Origin of the sequence: Salipiger bermudensis HTCC2601 (genome assembly GCF_000153725.1) — a bacterium.
GTDB lineage: Bacteria > Pseudomonadota > Alphaproteobacteria > Rhodobacterales > Rhodobacteraceae > Salipiger > Salipiger bermudensis.
The window spans coordinates 2,665,294-2,681,414 of record NZ_DS022276.1 but is presented as its reverse complement, the minus strand read 5'-3'; the positions used below and the strand labels follow the sequence as shown (position 1 = coordinate 2,681,414).

Sequence of the window (16,121 nt, the reverse complement as noted above, 5' to 3'; positions counted from 1 at the left end):
GGCATGGAACGGATCATCGCCGAATACCTGCTCGAAACCCCCTACCCGCTCGCCGACGTGGCGGCGATGATGGCGGGCGAGCAAAGCTCGGGCACCTTCGTGCGCGTCGCCGGAGAAACCGAAGAGCTGCGCGCCCGCGCCGCCGCCGAGGTGCTCTCGATCGAAGAGCTGGACCACGCGGATGCCCCGACGCTGCACTCGGCCTACATCGCGCGGAAGCAGCCTGCCGGGCCGTTCCGCCGCGCCCGCATTCGCATCGCCTTTCCGACCGGCAATATCGGGCGAAACCTGCCGACGCTGGCGGCGACAGTGTCAGGCAACCTCTTCGATATCGGCGAGATCACCGGGCTGAAGCTGCTCTCGCTCGAGATCCCGGCGGCCTATCGGACGCGTTTTGAACTCCCAGCACAGGGCATCGCCGGCACGCGCGAAAGCCTCGGCGTGACCGAGACACCGATCTTCGGCACGATCATCAAGCCCAATGTCGGGATGCGACCGGACGAGATCGCGGCGCTGGTCGATCAGCTTTGCGCTGCGGGCGTCGACTTCATCAAGGATGACGAGGTTTGCGCCAACCCCGACATCGCGCCGCTGGCCGAGCGGGTGCCCGCCGTGATGGCGGTGATCAACAAGTGGCAGGAGCGCACCGGGCGCAAGGTGATGATGGCGTTCAACATCACCGACGAGACCGACGCCATGCGCCGCCATGCCGATCTGGTGGCGCGCGAGGGCGGCTCCTGCGTCATGGCCAGCCTCAACTGGTGCGGCCTCTCGGGCATGGAAAGCCTGCGCACCCACACCCCGCTTGCGATCCATGCCCATCGCAACGGCTTTGGCGCCATGAGCCGCCATCCGCTGCTTGGGATGGGATTTCAGGCCTACCACGCACTGTTCAGGCTGACGGGGATCGACCACATGCACGTGCACGGCATCGGCGGCAAGTTCGTCGACACCGCCGAGGAAGTCACCGACGCCGCCCGCGCCTGCCTCGCAGCGCTCAGCAAGGACGGCCCCGATGACCGGGTCATGCCCGCGTTTTCATCGGGCCAGTGGGCTGGCACCCTGCCGCAGACGCTGGCGGCGGCGCAGTCCTCCGACCTGATGTTCATGTGTGGTGGCGGCATCCTCGCCCACCCGCAGGGGCCGGACGCAGGCATCGCCTCGCTCCGCGAGGCATATGACGTGCTCCGGTCGGGTGGATCGCTGGCCGAGGGCGCGGCCGCCCGCCCGGCGCTGGCCGCGGCGCTCGACTTCTTCGGATCGCCCTGAGATGGGCGCGCGGATCGTCTTCATCGGCGACGACTTCACAGGCGCGTCGGACAGCCTCGCGACCTATGAACGGGCCGGTATGCGCGCCCGCATGGTGCTGGGTGCCGCAGGCAACGACGGACTCGAGGCGCTCGGCCTGCCCACGGATCTGCGCTCTCTGGCGCCCGCGCCCGCCCGGGACGAGATCGACCGCCTCTGGCCACGGGTCGCGGCGGAGGCGCCGCAGGTGATCCACTTCAAGGTCTGCTCGACCTTCGACTCCGCACCCGAGGTCGGATCGATCGGCGCCGTGACGCAGGCGTTGATCGACCGCTTCTCGCCGGATGTAGTGGCGGTGATCGGCGGGCAGCCGAGCCTTGGTCGCCATTGCGCCTTCGGCACGCTCTTTGCCCGCGGACCCGACGGCGAGACCCATCGTATCGACCGCCATCCGATCATGAGCCGGCACCCGGTGACCCCGATGCGGGAGGCCGACCTGCGCCGACACCTTGCCGCGCAGGGACTGGAGGGGCTCGCCCTGATCTCGGTCTCGGATCTCCGCACCCCGGAGGACGTGGCAAAGACCCTGCGCGCCGGTCCGGCCCTGATCGACGCCACCCATGCGGACGACCTTCCGAGGATCGCCGAAGCCCTGCGCCTCGCCGGTGGACGGCAGCTTCTGGTTGGCGCGAGTTCCGTCGCCGAAATCCTCGGCGCCGGGACGCATCGGGAGCCCTCCAATGCGGTGCTCCCTCCTGCCTCGAACAACATTTTGCTCTTCGCCGGCAGCCGCTCTCAGACCACGGCGACGCAAGTCGCCGAAGCCAGCAGCTACGCGAAGCTGGCCCTCACGCCCGAGGCACTGCGGTCGGGGGCCTTGATCCCACCGGCCCGGGAGCTTCTGAGCGCCGGCACCCCGACGCTCGTGCATCTCTTGCCCGAAGCCGATTACGGGCTCTCCCCCGATGCGCTGGCCGACCAATGCGCCGCCTTCGTCGCAGCTTTGCTGGACCGCGCCGAGGTCGGGCATCTGGGCCTTGCCGGCGGCGACACCTCGAGCCGCATCTGCGCACAGCTCGGGTTCGACGCACTCGCTTTCGAACACACGCTTGCCCCGGGCGTCTGCATCTGCGTCGCCAGCCACGCCGCTCCGCAAAGGGATCGCATGCGGGTGATGCTCAAGGGCGGGCAGATGGGACCGCGGGACCTCTTCGACGCCTTCGAAGCGCGGCGCCTCCACGGCTGCTCGGCGTAAGGCCGGCCGCTCCAACGACATCCTGCCCACCCTGTCGGCCTGCTTGCAGCCATACCGGTCAGAGCCGCGATGCCTGCCGGGAAGCGGGAAAACCGGAGCGCTTCGCGGGGAAAACCAGACACCCTAGTGCGTCGACCTCTCAGTTTTGTGACGCAAGATGACGGACCGATGACAGCTTCCTGAAATCCCCTTAAACATATGAAATATTTGTAAATTAACGCATTTCACCTTCACGATTGCAATGGGTCCATGCCAACTGCCGCGGAAATGACTCTTTTCAATTGTGCATGATCACAGGGTGAGCAAGACAATGGCTTTCGACCTTCGTATTTCCGAGATCTTCTCGGGCCAAAGCGGCAGCGACCTGACCTCCGACTGGTTCGAGATCACGAACATCGGCACGACCGCCTGGGTGCAGGGTGTGGATGCCGACCTGTTCTACGACGACGAGTCCGAGGATGCGACGACGGCGGATGCCATCACCGGGCTGACCGCCATCGCGCCGGGCGAGTCGGTGATCGTTCTGGTCGACAGCACCGATATTGCAGCCTTCGAGGCCGCCTGGGGCGACGTGCGCGACCTCAGCAACGTACAGATCGGCACCATCGACAGCGCGGCCGGTCTCGGCGGCGGCGGTGACGCGGTCACCCTGTTTGCCGACCGCGCGGGCGACGGTGTGGATGCAGGGGACGTGATCGACAGCGCCGCCTACCCCGAGACCGATGCCAATGACGGCCAGACCTGGGATGTCGCCGCCCAGGCCTTCTCGCAGGCCGGCGTCGACGGCGCCGTGGCCACCAACGCCATGGGCGGCGACGCGGCGAATGTTCCCAACGTGGGCTCGCCCGGCTCCGTGGCGAACGCCGACGCGCTGGCGCCTGCGGCGCCCGGTGATGCCGACTTCACCCTCGAGCTGCTGCACTTCACCGACCAGGAGGCCGCCGCCGCGGCCGTGGTCGACGCACCGAACCTCTCCGCCGTGTTGAACGCGCTGCGCGCCGAGGATCTCGGCGAGGATGGCCTCGCAGACAACACCCTCGTGCTGTCCTCGGGCGACGCGATCATCCCGGGCCTGTTCTTCGACGCCTCCGAGGCGGTGTTCGGCTCGGCCGGCATCGCCGACATCCAGATCCAGAACGAGCTGGGCGTGCAGGCCATCGCGCTTGGCAACCACGAGTTCGACTACGGCACCGAGCTGCTCGCGAGCCTGATCGACGGCTCCGCCGAGGGTGACTTCTCGGCTCTCACCGGCTCCACGCTGGAAGGTCTCGACTTCACCGGCACCGACATGCCCTATCTCTCGACCAACCTGGACTTTTCGACCGACGCCAACATGGCGGGGCTGGTCACCGAGGGCGGCCAGGCACCGCAGGCCAACGTGGTCTCCTCCTCGACGGTCATCGACACCAATGGCGAGATGATCGGCGTGGTCGGCGCCACCACCCCGACGCTCGCCACGATCTCGAGCCCCGGCGACGTGACGGTCAATCCCGCATGGGCCAGCGGCACGCCCACCGACGCCGAGCTCGACGCGCTGGCCGCCGAGATCCAGGCCGAGGTCGACACCCTGCTTGAGGCCAACCCGGAGATGAACAAGGTGGTTCTGCTGGCGCACATGCAGCAGATCAGCATCGAGCTCGACCTGGCCGAGCGTCTGACCGATGTCGACATCATCGTGGCGGGCGGCTCCAACACCCGCCTCTTTGACGACGACGACACGCCCCGCGCCGGTGACAGCGATCAGGGCCAGTACCCGCTCTTTGTCGAGAATGCCGGCGGCACCAACACCGCGGTGGTCAACACCGACGGCTCCTACAAGTATGTCGGCCGCCTCGTCATCGACTTCGACGCCGACGGCAACATCATCGCCGAAAGCTACGACGAGACCATCTCGGGCGCCTATGCCACCGATGAAGCAGGTGTCGCCGCGCTGGAGGCCGAGGGCCTGATCGACCCCGAGATCCAGGACATCGCCGACGCCATCGAGGCGCAGATTGTCGCCACCGAAAGCAACGTCTTCGGTGTCTCCGAGGTGTTCCTGAACGGCAACCGCACCGGCACCGGCGCGGTTGACGATCCCGACGGCGTCCGCACCCAGGAAACCAATCTCGGCAACCTCACCGCCGATGCCAACCTCGCCGCGGCCCAGGCAGTGGACGAGACCGTGGTCGTCTCGATCAAGAACGGCGGCGGCATCCGCGCCTCGATCGGCGAGACCATCGTTCCCGCCGCCGGCACCGAAGCGGTGCGCAGCGCCAACTCCGAGGTGACCGACGGCGACGGCAACGTGGTCAAGCCCGAGGGCGGCATCAGCCAGAACGACATCCAGGCGGCGCTGGCCTTCAACAACGGCCTGTCGCTGGTCACCGTCACCCGCCAGGAGCTGATCAACGTGCTCGAGCACGCGCTTGGCGACATCGGCGGCGGACGCTTCCCGCAGGTCTCGGGCCTGCAGTTCTCCTACGATGCCGACAACGAGGCCGGGTCGCGGGTCGTCGATGCCAGCATCGTCGACCCCGAGACCGGTGAGGTGATCGCCGAGCTGATGTCCGACGGCGCTCTGGTGGGCGACGCGAGCGAGGGCTTCCGCATCGTGACGCTGAACTACCTTGCCGGAGGCGGCGACGGCTACCCGTTCGACGCGCTCGCGGCCGCCGACCGCGTCGACCTTTATGATCTCGACGGCGACGGCGAGAATGACGGTGCAACCGGCGACGCGACCTTTGCCGATGACGGCACCGAGCAGGACGCGCTGGCCGAGTATCTCGACGACGTCTACAACCCCGCTAACGGCGGCACCGCTTACGCGGAAGACGACACCGGCCTCGACGGCGACACCCGGATCATCGATGTGGACGCTGTCGACAGCGCGCCGCAAGGCCCCGTCGCCACCGAGCAGCTGACCTTCACCCGCAGCGAGCTGAGCGTCGACTCCGAGAGCGGCGCCGAGATCCCCGCCTTCGACCCGACCACCAACAAGATCTTCGTGGCCGGCGGCGAGACCTCGGTCGAGATGATCACCCTCGCCTCCGACCTGACCGCCTCGCAGATCGAGACCCTCGACATCGCGGCGCTGGTGCCCGGTGCTTCGGCGGTGACCTCGGTCGACGTCAAGAACGGCGTTCTGGTGGCCGCGGTGCAGGTCGAGGACGCGGACGGCAACCAGACCAACGGTGTCGCCGCCTTCTTCAACACCGCAGATGGCAGCCTGATCACCACCGTCGAAGTGGGCATCGGCCCCGACATGGTCACCTTCACGCCGGACGGCACCAAGGTGCTCACCGCCGATGAAGGCGAGAATGACGATCCGATCGATCCGGCCGGCTCGATCTCGATCATCGACGTGACCCCGGCGGATGCCGCCACCTGGACCGCTGACGTCAACGGCTTCGAAGGCTTCGACGCGGCCACGCTGGACGCGGCGGGCGTGCGCCTGTTCCCGGGCAAGACGCCGGAATTCGATCTCGAGCCCGAGTACATCGCGGTGTCGGCCGACAGCAGCCAGGCCTTCGTGACCCTGCAGGAGGCCAACGCCATCGCCACCGTCGACCTGACCACCGGCGAGATCATCTCCATCGAGGGGCTCGGCACCGTCGATCACGCGCTGGATGGCAACGAAATCGACACCAACGACGAAGACGGCGTGCTCACCCTCGGCACCGCGCCGGTCAAGGGCCTGCGCATGCCCGACGGCCTCACAAGCTTCACCGTCGGCGGTCAGGCCTACTTCATCACCGCCAACGAGGGCGACGCCCGCGACAGCGACGTGCGCCTCGCCGACGTGACCCTCGACGAAACCGCTTTCCCCAACGCCGCCGAGCTTCAGGACAACGCCGTGATGGGCCGCCTGCAGATCTCCGGCATCGACGGCGACACCGACGGTGACGGCGATTACGACGCGCTCTACTCCTATGGCAGCCGCTCGTTCTCGATCTTCGACGCCGAGGGCAACCTCGTCTTCGACAGCGGCTCGGCGTTGGCCGAGATCGCCGACGCGGCGGGCATCTACCCGGATGGCCGCTCGGACAACAAGGGCACCGAGCCCGAGAACGTCACCGTGGGCCAGATCGGCAGCCAGACCTTCGCCTTCGTGGCGCTGGAGCGCGCCAGCGCGGTGGCGGTGTTCGACGTCACCGACCCGACCGACCCGGCCTATGTCAACTTGATCAGCGACGAAGCCGACAGCGAGCCGGAAGGGCTCGAGTTCGTCTCGATGCAGGACAGCCCCTCGGGCAAGCCGCTGCTCATCGTCACCAACGAGGACAGCAAGACCACCGTGGTACACGAGATCGAGGTCGCCACCCTGCACACCACCATCGGCGACGTGCAGGGCGCGGGCCATGTCTCGGCCTATGTGCGCGGCAGCATGACCGACGCCGAGTTCCTCGCCGCCAATGCCGAGGCCTCGGTCTACAATGTCTACTCTGGCCAGCAGGTCCGGGTGGAAGGCGTGGTCACCGCGGTCGACGGCAACGGCTTCTACCTGCAGGATCCCACCGGTGACGGCGACGCGGCCACCTCCGACGCGATCTTCGTCTACTCGGGCAGCGAGCCCACTGTGGCGGTCGGCGACAGCGTGGCGGTGACCGGCGAAGTCGCCGAGTACTACCCGGGCGGATCGGCTTCGGGCAACCTGCCCACCACCCAGCTGGTGAGCCCGCAGATTGAGACCATCGCAGATCTCGGCCCGGTCACCGCCACGATCATCGGCGAAGGCGGCGTGATGCTGCCCGACATGTCGATCGACGGCGACAGCTTCGCCGAGTTCGACGTCGACACCGACGGTCTTGATGCCTTCGAGGCCCTCGAGGGCATGCTGGTCACCGCGCAGGATATGGTCGCCGTCAGCGGCACCAACGCCTATAACGAGCTCTTCGCGGTCACCGACATGGGGGCCAACGCCTCCGGCCTGTCGCAGCGCGGCACGCTCAACATCTCGGAGAGCGACTTCAACCCCGAGCGCATCCAGATCGATCCCGATTACGACCTGCTCGATCTCGACCTCTCGGCCATCAACACCGGCGACAGCCTCGGCAACGTCACCGGCGTGATGAACTACGATTACGGCAACTTCCAGATCACCCCGACCGTCGACTTCCTGAGCCAGGTCGTCTCGGCCGGGCTGGAGCCGGAGGTCAGCACCCTGACCGCCGGAGAGGGCGAGCTGCTGATCGCCAGCTACAACGTGCTCAACCTCGATCCGGTGATCGAGGACGAGGCCAACATCCTGCCGGGCACCTACAACGCGGTGGACGACGACCTGGGCGACGGCCGCTTCGACGCGATCGCCAACCAGATCGTCAGCAACCTCAACACGCCCGACATCATCGGCCTGCAGGAGATCCAGGACAACACCGGCGCCGAAGGCACCGATGACGTCACCTCGGCCTCCGACACGCTGCAGCAACTGATCGACAGCATCGCCGCGGCGGGCGGTCCGACCTACGCCTATATCGACAACACCTTCATCGCGGACGACACCTCGGGCGGCATCCCCGGTGGCAACATCCGCACCGCCTATCTCTACAACCCCGAGCGCGTCTCGGTGGTCGAGGGAAGCGTGCGGACGATCTCGAGCCAGGACGCGGGCGCGGCCTTCGAGGGCGGGCGCCTGCCGCTGGTGGCAAGCTTCGCCTTCGGCGACGAGGAGGTGACGGTGGTCAACAACCACTTCTCCTCCAAGAGCGGCTCTGCCCCGATCATGGGGATCGATCAGGAGTTCGCCGACCTGCAGGAAGACCCGTCGGTCAACGGCGCGGTCGATGAGCGGCAGGCGCAGAGCGCCGAGGTTCAGGGCTTCGTCGACGAGCTTCTGGCCGAGGACGGCGCCGCCAACGTGGTGGTGCTGGGCGACTTCAACGAGTTCGAGTTCGTCAGCCCGCTGGAGGAGCTCGAGGGATCGGGGCTGGTCAACCTGACCAACTCGCTGCCGGAAGACGAGCGCTACAGCTACAGCTTCCAGGGCAACTCGCAGTCACTCGACCACATCCTCGTGTCCAACAACCTTGGCCTCGACGCAGAGTTCGACGCGGTGCACGTGAACAGCGAGTTCGCGGTCACCGACGAGAGCGCGTCGGACCACGACCCGGTGCTCGCCAAGGTCAGCCTCGGCAGCAAGAGCTTCGCCGGTGTGACCGAGGGCTTCCAGCGTACCTTCGGCGGCGCCCACAGCTCCGCCGATCTGGTCATCGACGGTCAGCAGGTCAGCTTCGGCGGCACCACCTTCGGGGTCGACGCGGATCTTGAAACCGGCCGCTTCCTCAGCGCCTCTGACGGCAACACCACCGAGCTGGCCTTTGTCGGCGATCTGCTCGGCAACGGCGCGGACCTGCGCGAAGCAGAGGAAGTCTCCGAAGATCAGATCAACGGCATCGCCTTCGACGACTACCTCATCGGCAACGGCCAGGCCGACTTCACCATCGAACTGGACAGCTCCGAGGCCGGCTACCACAACTCGCTCGGCTACTACTACTACGACCGCGAGACCGGCACGGCCTCCAACGTCACCATCCTCGAAGCGGATGTGAAATCGCCGGCGGGCGGTGCGAGCTACCAGATCGACAACGTCGACGAGGGGGCCGAACTCGCCTTCTTCGTGGTCCGCGACGGCGAGGATATGGTCGAGGGTCTCAGCGACGAGCTGGTGTTCGACTTCACCGGTGACAAACCGGTGCTGCAGGACAACGGCGTGGATCTGGATCTCGACATCTACCACTCGCTGGGTGCCGAGTTCAGCGCCGACGATCGCGAGCACTTCCTCTCGGGCGCGGTTGCCGACGGCAGCGGGCTGCGCGTGGGCGTCGAGGACAAGATGAACACCGGAGACGCCGACTATCAGGACGTGGTGTTCCTGGTGTCGCGCGACGAAGACTTCGTGTTCGTCTGATCGGACGGCCTCCGGAGCGTCACGCCGTGACGCTCGGGGCTCTGATCGATGATCTGTCAGAACGAGTTTGGGCCCGGCATGTCGATGCCGGGCCCGTCTTTTATGAACAGGATGCGCCGCGGTGCCGCCGCGCCGGCAAACCGGGCGAGAACCGCTCTCGCGCAGATGCTCTCGGGACAGGCGGTGGCACCGGCCGGATCGCCGAGAGCCCCTCCCCCGCAGGAGGTGTATTGCGTTCTCTGAAGAGTGGACTGGCCCGTGCCCGCAACGGGCGCGCTTTGCTCAGACGTCGATGCGCGGGGTGCCCTTGGCGTGCGGCGCTTCTGCCGGATCGGCCCAGGTGACGCGCAGGCTGAACACGCAGCGCCCGTCCTCGCGTTCGGCCTTGATGCGCAGGTTCATCAACTCGCCGGTCTCGAGCACCAGTTCGTCGTCATCGTCGCTCAGCGTCAGCTCGCCCTTCGAAAAGCCTTTCGACAGCGACGACAGGAGCGACTTGAGGGTCTTGGCATCCTGCAGCGAGTCATGCCTGAAGCTGGTCTTCGAGTTGCCCATGCACGCGGCCTCCGGATCTAGACGAGACGGCCCGGCGCGAAGTGCTTCGCGGTCGGGTGGTCACGGCTGAGACCGATCACATCTCCGGACGGAAAGATCAAGGTCGCGCCCGCGCCGATGCCCTCAAGCCCTTCGAGCCGGCGCGAGGCGCGATCGAGAGTGATATCGCCCTCGAGATGCAGTAGGCCCCGCTTGGCGCGTAGGTGCTGGCCGCTTTGGTTGTTGACGTGGCCCTGCACGATCATGTGGATGCCGTCGCGGTGCAGCAGATCGACACCCGTCTGCGTCAGCGTGCAGTCCGAGGCGCGGTACTTGGTCCGCACCAGGTTGGCGAGCGGCCCGAAATAGAACCCCAGCGAGGCGGTCTCGGCCTCGGTGCGGTAGCGTGCATTGACCTCCGCCGCGCCGCCGCGCACCAGCAGGCGGCACATCTCGTCGCAAAGCCCGGCATGAACGAAGAGCAGCGAGCCGCAGCGGGCCACAACCTCCATCTCGTCATAGAACCACGCGTAGGCGCCGCCGGGGACAAAGAAGATGTCATGGCATTTCAGCACCGCCGCCAGAAGCTCGCGGTGGGACATGCCGACCTTGGCGCGCTCGCGATCGAACTTGCGCAGCTTCTCGTCGAGCTTGGTGATCTCCTTCTTGATCGCCTTGCCGGAAAGCTGCCCGCGCGCCGCTTTGGCAAAGCGCTTCGACCAGCCCTTCGAGGGCATCAGGCGCGCGGCACAGGCGGCCTCATCCGGCAGCGCGGCGAGATCGTCGCAGGTGACGAAGCGATCGAAGACCTCGCGCAGGGCGGGCAGGATCTTGCGTCCCATGCGCACGAAGAGATGCTCGCGCAGGGCGCTGCGGGGGCCACGCACCGCATCCACCGCCATGCGCATCCGCAGGTCGTGGTTGCCTGCCAGCAGGTCGAACTGGGCCCCGGAGGCCCGCAGCGCCGCCAGCGCGTCGAGCAGATCGAGATTGCTCGGCCCCTTGTCGAGGCTGTCGCCGCCGACGATGATCCGCGCGCTCTGGCCGAACCGCGTCAGCGTGACCGCCCCGCCGTCGCGCCGGATCACCCCGGCGGCCACCAGCGAGCGCAGGAAGCCCTCGGCATCGGCATGGGCGTCGGAGACGAAGATCACCGGCTGCTCGGGCCAGTGCCAGCCGCCGTGATCGCGCGCGCGGGCGAGGCAGTCCGAGATCTGCGGCACCGGGCGGTCGAGCCACGGCGCCAGTTCGCGCGGCAGGTCGGAGAGCTGCCCGAGAGGATCGTGAACGGGCGGCAACAGCGGTCCCGCGGTCTCGGTCGACTGGCTGATCTGATCCACTGGCGGCCCTTTCCTGACGGTCCGGCGCTAGTCGATCGGGTCCTCTTTCGGGGTCCTGACCTTCCACGCACCGGCGAAACGGGACCAGCTATCATGGCCCCTGTAACAGAGAAGTAACGCCCGGGCGTGGAACATCGAGAGTTTCGCCAGATCTTCTTTTTCAAGCAGGCCGAGATGATGTGCCGCATGCCGGAACGAGGCGCCGTGGCCCACGTGGACGGTCAGCCGCCCCGCCCCGGCCCCGGCGCTGTCCCGAAGGTGCCCGGCGACGCGCGCGCCGGCCATCATCAGGCTTTCGGCGCCCTCGAGCGGCAGGCGGTAGTCGCTGTCGGATTTCCAGCCCGCGGGCGGCGCCTCATGGCGCGGATCGTCACGCAGCACCGCCTCGATCTCGGCCACGGTGAGGTTGGCGGCAGAGCCCAGACCGCGCTCGGCCAGCGCGCCGGTCTCATGGATTTCAGTGATCTCGTGGCCATGCGCGCGCAGCCGGTCGGCGATTTCCGTAGCGGTCTGCCACGCCCGCAGCTGGTGCGAGCAATGGATCACGGGCGCGAGTTGCAGACCGTGCTGGGCGATCATGGCCGCCAGCTCGTCACCGCAGGCCCGGGCCTGCGCCAGGCCCTCGTCGGTCAGCGCATAGGGCTGACGGGCCGACGGCGCGCCTTCGCGCTGGTGATAGGCGCCGTGGCGGATGATGGCGTGGTAGCTCTCGGGCATGAGCGGCTCAGACATCGAAGAGCCGGCGCCCCTCGGCTGCGAGCGCGTCGAAATCGACCCGGCCCGAGACCTCGCAGACCCGAACGCCGTCCAGCGCTGCGAGATAGGGCCCCGGCTCCGGCGTGGCGCCGTTGGGCTCGAACCGGCCGTCGGGATGCTGGTAGAATGGCCCCGGGCTCTTCATGATCGCGCCCAGAAGGTCGGGCCGGCTGGCAAGCTCCACCTGCGCAACGCGCGTTGGCTCAGACGCATCACGGGCCCAGTTCAGCACCCAGAAGTCGGTCAGCGGGGCGTCGAAGCGCACCCGTCCCGCCCCGTAGACCTCGCTCACGACGAGATCGTGCTTTTCTTCCAGATCCCAGAGCGCGGCGGCGGGCATCGCCTCAAGCTCGGCCCGGCGCGCGGGGCTGAGCATGCCGCGCAGGCGCGGGTTACCGAGGATGGTGCCCGGGTTGATGCGCGGCTGCTTGGGGATGCCCAGCGCCTGCGGCGGGCGCCCTGCCCTGACCAGCACCCGGTCGTTGGAGAGGAAGGCGGTGCCCTCCAGATCCATCATGCGCAGGATCGAGGTCGACTTGCCGCCGCCCGACAGCCCCGAGATCGCCAGCGTCCGGCCGTGCCCGGTGACCGCCGCCGCGTGGCAAAGCTGCCAGCCGTCGCGCTGGCAGATGTTCAGCACCTGCGTGTTGATGAAGTTGATCACCGTGCTGACGTTCTGCTCGAGCGGGCCGAAGGCCACCGCCACGCCCGGCGCCTGCAGGAAGGTCACGCCGCTGCGGACCTTGCGGATCAGGCGCCCGTCGCCGAGCCCGTAAATCGCATCCTTGCGCCCGGCCTTTCCGGCCTCGCGCGCCCAGTCCTGCCACTCTGGCTCGGCGGGCAGCGCCTGCCCCGGCAGCAGGTGTACGCGCGTTTCACCCGGCGTGTCGCTCAGTGCGTCGTGGAAATAGCCCACCAGCTCGGCCCGCAGATCTCCGGGGCAAAACACGCTGAGGCCCACCGGCCCGACCTTCAAGTGGAACGGCTCCGCCGCCTCGGCCGGTGAAAGATCAAGCTGCGAAAGAATGTCCTGCGCCCGGCTCATGCGCGCACCTGTTCCAGCACGTGATCGGCCACCAGCGCGGCGGCGTCGATGCCGCAACCCTCCTGCGCGCCGCGGTAGCCGCCGAAGGCCGAAACCTCGAACACGATCGGCCCGTCCGGGGTCAGCGCGATATCGACGGTGGTGAAGGTCAGCCCGAACGGCGCCTGCGCACGTCGGCCCAGCTCGATCAGCTCGGCGTCGGGCTCGTAGGGCGCGTATTTGCCGCCCGAGTGAATCGTGGTGTTCCAGCTGTCGGTCTGGCTCACCCGCGCATAAGTGCAGATATACTCGCCACCAAGGAAGACCATGCCCAGATCGTGCCCCGAGAGGTCGGCCTTCTTCTGGATATACATCACCGGATTCTGGGTCTTGAAGGCGGCGATCTGCGCCTCGGCATCAGGTGCGTCTGCCTCCAGCAGAACCATGCCGCGCGCCTTGGTCGAGAACAGCGGCTTGAACACCGCCGCCCCGTAGCGCGCCAGAGCCGCGCGCGCCGCCGTCTCATCCTCGGTGATGGTGGTCGGCGGCATCGGCGCGCCGGCGGCGTTCAGCGTCACGGTGCAGGCGAGCCGGTCCATCAGGCGCAGGATCGCGGTGGCGGGGCTGAAGATCTTCACGCCCTTGGCCTCGGCCACGCGCAGCATCTCGAGCCGGTCGAGCGCGTGCGCGCTGTAGGTCTCGGCCACCTTCTTGATCACCAGACCGTCGAGCGTGCAGAGGTCGACGCCGTCGCAAAGCAGCGTGCCGGCCTCTAGATCCAGCGTCACACGCGCCATGTCGATCACCTGCCGAAAGCCGGTGCGTGCCTCGATCGCATCCGCGAGCGCCTCGGTCGACCATTTTCCGGGGGTTCCGATGACCCCGATCTTGTCAGTCACTGAACAGCATCCTTATGGGCAGTTTGAGCCGCGCTTCCTTGCCCTCGGGCACGGCCAGCGCGGCTTCGAGAATGTAGCGGGCGCGCAGCATCATGCGGCGCGCATGGTTCTTGTCGACGATGAAGCGCGTCGAGCTGGCAAAGCTCCGCGCCAGCCCCAGCGCCAGCCTGTATTCGAAGTTCTTGTCCTTCTGGCGCCGGGCGAACTTGGCGGCCATGTCGTGCATCTCGACCGCGACCGAGGCGATGCGGGCGCGGGTCCCGGCGTCGAGCACCTGCAACCGGTAATTCGACACCATGAAGACCGACACGTCCTGCACGTAGTCCATATAGCGCGAGCGGTGCAGGTCGATGAAGCGCACCTTCTTCTCGCCGGCCTCGTAGATGATGTTGTCGAGGTTGAAATCGCCGTGAATATAGACCGAGAACGGCGCCCTGAGCGCCTCCTCGCGACTGGCGGCGGCGGCGATCAGCGCGTCGAAGCTTTCGAGCGTGGCTCCGTTGAGCCGCTGGGTCCCGGTGGCGAATTTCGGATGCAACCGGTAGACGTCGCTCATGCGCTTGCCAAGCTGCTCCATGGCGCGCATCTCGGCGGGCTCATCGGTGAGCGTCTGGCGCCAGATGTCGCGCACGGTGCGGTGCAGCGCCGTTTGCGCGGCGTCGAGCTCGGCCGCGCTGCCGCCCAGCACGATGTCCTCGAAGGTCTGCCCCGAGAGGTGCTCGATCAGCAGCGCCGCGCTGTCGCCGCGCTTCTCGTAAGACAGGATCTCGGGCGCGAGCCCGGGATAGACCGAGTTCCAGCTCTTCACCCCGACGCGCTCTTCCTTGACCTTGCGCCGGTCGCCATCCTTGAACACCGCGTCCACCGAGCGGCCATTGCCGTCGCGCATGGTGACGCTCGAGATCGCGCTGCCCGAGCGGGTCTCGGCCAGCGGCTGCAGCTTGATCTCCTCGTCCTCCTTGCCGACGCCCGCAAGGACGCTGCGCAGGGTGAAGTAGCGCTCGAACTGCACGGTCTGGCCGATATTGGTCGACAGGATCGCCTCGCTGATGGTCTGGAGCGCCTCGCCCATGCGGGTGACCTCGTTCAGGGTCAGCAGCCCGTGGGCGAGGTCGTCGGCGTGCTTGGAGCCCTGCATGTCGCGGGTGTAGGTGCGGAAGAGCTGGTCGTGAAAGGCGCCAAGCTCGGCCCGGATGGCGCCGATCTGCACCGCCAGGCGACTGTCGCCGGCAGCCCGCGCCTCCTGCACCCGGGCCACCGCCTTGCGCACCCGACCGAGCGGCTTGAGATAGGCGTCGGCGCGCAGCAGCTTGGTGCGCTCGATATTGCCCGCGTGCCGGACCGAGCGGCGGGCAAGGCGCGAGATCAGGTCGAGGTTGCGGGCGATGGTGTCGACCCCCTGCAGGCGCAGGTCGCGCGCCGCGTTCGGCTTGCCGCGCATCATGCCGGCAAGGCAGGCCTTGCGCACCCGCGAGGCGAGGTTCTGCGAATAACCCGCCCGCGCGATCAATGCCTCGGCGGTCTCGCGGCGCGGGGCTTCGAAATAGGCGAGCAGCCGCGCCAGCTGGCCGTCGAGCTCGGCGAACAGGAAGGAGAGGTTTTCCTCGACGGCGTCAGGGCGTTTCACAGCGCAGGGCTCCGAGATAGACGGGGGCGTCGGGGTCGATCAGCGCCAGATCGTAGCGCGGCAGGAAGTCGGCGCCGCATGCTGCGGGGTCAACCCAGTCGGTCGCCACTTGCCGCTTGTCGGGATGGCTGCCGAGCCGGGGCACGTAGCTGTCGGGCACGGTGGCCGCGAACAGGACCTCGGAGAGCTGTCGCAGCCCACCCTCGCGGGTCCGGAACACGTCGGCCACGTGCAGCACGTCACCCAGCACCGGGATGACGCCGATCTCTTCGAGACATTCGCGCCGCGCGCAATCCGCCATGCTCTCGCCGGGCTCCTGCCGCCCGCCGGGAAGGGTCAGGTAGCGCGGGCCGCCCTCGCGGCTCTTGACCTGCACCAGCACCAGCGGGCCCTTGCGGATCACGACGCGAACCGTCGGACGGATGGGAGTGTCTTCGAACATGACGCCTTATGCCTCTGGAAGGGTGACAGTTTAAAGGCGGATCAAGGTCCCGTCTCGGTGAATCGCGCGTCCGGCCGGCACTTCGGACCGCTCCCCCCGCCGCAACCTAT

The 16,121-nt window shown here is 67.6% G+C and carries 10 protein-coding genes; 3 read left to right on the top strand and 7 right to left on the bottom strand.

The window, feature by feature from the left end; translation table 11 throughout:
- The first annotated feature begins 3 nt into the window (after nt 1-3).
- The 3 genes from R2601_RS12655 to R2601_RS27160 all read left to right on the top strand — a co-directional run bounded on the left by R2601_RS12655 (nt 4) and on the right by R2601_RS27160 (nt 9,389).
- Nucleotides 4-1,269: a RuBisCO large subunit C-terminal-like domain-containing protein gene (locus R2601_RS12655; protein ID WP_007798972.1), complete on the top strand. Its 1,266-nt coding sequence runs from the start codon at nt 4-6 to the stop codon at nt 1,267-1,269.
- Between the two features lies 1 nt (nt 1,270).
- Nucleotides 1,271-2,503: a four-carbon acid sugar kinase family protein gene (locus R2601_RS12650; protein WP_007798969.1), complete on the top strand. Its 1,233-nt coding sequence runs from the start codon at nt 1,271-1,273 to the stop codon at nt 2,501-2,503.
- A 310-nt stretch (nt 2,504-2,813) separates the two neighbouring features.
- On the top strand, nt 2,814-9,389 hold the full coding sequence (locus tag R2601_RS27160; protein WP_007798968.1) for a choice-of-anchor I family protein: 6,576 nt from the start codon (nt 2,814-2,816) through the stop codon (nt 9,387-9,389).
- 282 nt (nt 9,390-9,671) lie between these two features.
- Here R2601_RS27160 and R2601_RS12640 read toward each other — a convergent pair whose 3' ends face one another.
- Genes R2601_RS12640 through R2601_RS12610 form a run of 7 tightly spaced genes read right to left on the bottom strand, consistent with a single transcriptional unit; the run spans nt 9,672 to nt 16,011 of the window.
- On the bottom strand, nt 9,672-9,944 hold the full coding sequence (locus R2601_RS12640; protein ID WP_007798966.1) for an amphi-Trp domain-containing protein: 273 nt from the start codon (nt 9,942-9,944) through the stop codon (nt 9,672-9,674).
- A 17-nt stretch (nt 9,945-9,961) separates the two neighbouring features.
- Nucleotides 9,962-11,263, bottom strand: coding sequence for a hypothetical protein (locus tag R2601_RS12635; RefSeq protein ID WP_007798964.1), 1,302 nt, complete (start codon nt 11,261-11,263; stop codon nt 9,962-9,964).
- Nucleotides 11,264-11,290: 27 nt separating this feature from the next.
- Nucleotides 11,291-11,995, bottom strand: a complete 705-nt coding sequence (locus R2601_RS12630) for a histidine phosphatase family protein (RefSeq protein WP_007798962.1) — start codon at nt 11,993-11,995, stop codon at nt 11,291-11,293.
- On the bottom strand, nt 11,988-13,064 hold the full coding sequence (locus R2601_RS12625) for an HprK-related kinase B (protein WP_007798960.1): 1,077 nt from the start codon (nt 13,062-13,064) through the stop codon (nt 11,988-11,990). Before R2601_RS12625 ends, R2601_RS12630 begins: the two co-directional genes overlap by 8 nt.
- Entirely contained in the window at nt 13,061-13,942 is an 882-nt protein-coding gene (locus R2601_RS12620) for a GAK system ATP-grasp enzyme (protein WP_007798959.1), read from the bottom strand. Before R2601_RS12620 ends, R2601_RS12625 begins: the two co-directional genes overlap by 4 nt.
- Nucleotides 13,935-15,569, bottom strand: coding sequence for a phosphotransferase (locus R2601_RS12615; protein WP_007798958.1), 1,635 nt, complete (start codon nt 15,567-15,569; stop codon nt 13,935-13,937). Before R2601_RS12615 ends, R2601_RS12620 begins: the two co-directional genes overlap by 8 nt.
- Nucleotides 15,556-16,011, bottom strand: coding sequence for an NUDIX domain-containing protein (locus tag R2601_RS12610; RefSeq protein WP_007798956.1), 456 nt, complete (start codon nt 16,009-16,011; stop codon nt 15,556-15,558). Before R2601_RS12610 ends, R2601_RS12615 begins: the two co-directional genes overlap by 14 nt.
- Nucleotides 16,012-16,121 lie beyond the last annotated feature (110 nt).

What these genes read in the sequence shown, in the direction of transcription:
- R2601_RS27160 (WP_007798968.1), top strand. Translation starts at nt 2,814, where the DNA reads ATGGCTTTCGACCTTCGTATTTCCGAGATCTTCTCGGGCCAAAGCGGC.
- R2601_RS12610 (WP_007798956.1), bottom strand. Translation starts at nt 16,011, where the DNA reads ATGTTCGAAGACACTCCCATCCGTCCGACGGTTCGCGTCGTGATCCGC.
- R2601_RS12640 (WP_007798966.1), bottom strand. Translation starts at nt 9,944, where the DNA reads ATGGGCAACTCGAAGACCAGCTTCAGGCATGACTCGCTGCAGGATGCC.
- R2601_RS12650 (WP_007798969.1), top strand. Translation starts at nt 1,271, where the DNA reads ATGGGCGCGCGGATCGTCTTCATCGGCGACGACTTCACAGGCGCGTCG.
- R2601_RS12655 (WP_007798972.1), top strand. Translation starts at nt 4, where the DNA reads ATGGAACGGATCATCGCCGAATACCTGCTCGAAACCCCCTACCCGCTC.
- R2601_RS12630 (WP_007798962.1), bottom strand. Translation starts at nt 11,995, where the DNA reads ATGTCTGAGCCGCTCATGCCCGAGAGCTACCACGCCATCATCCGCCAC.
- R2601_RS12625 (WP_007798960.1), bottom strand. Translation starts at nt 13,064, where the DNA reads ATGAGCCGGGCGCAGGACATTCTTTCGCAGCTTGATCTTTCACCGGCC.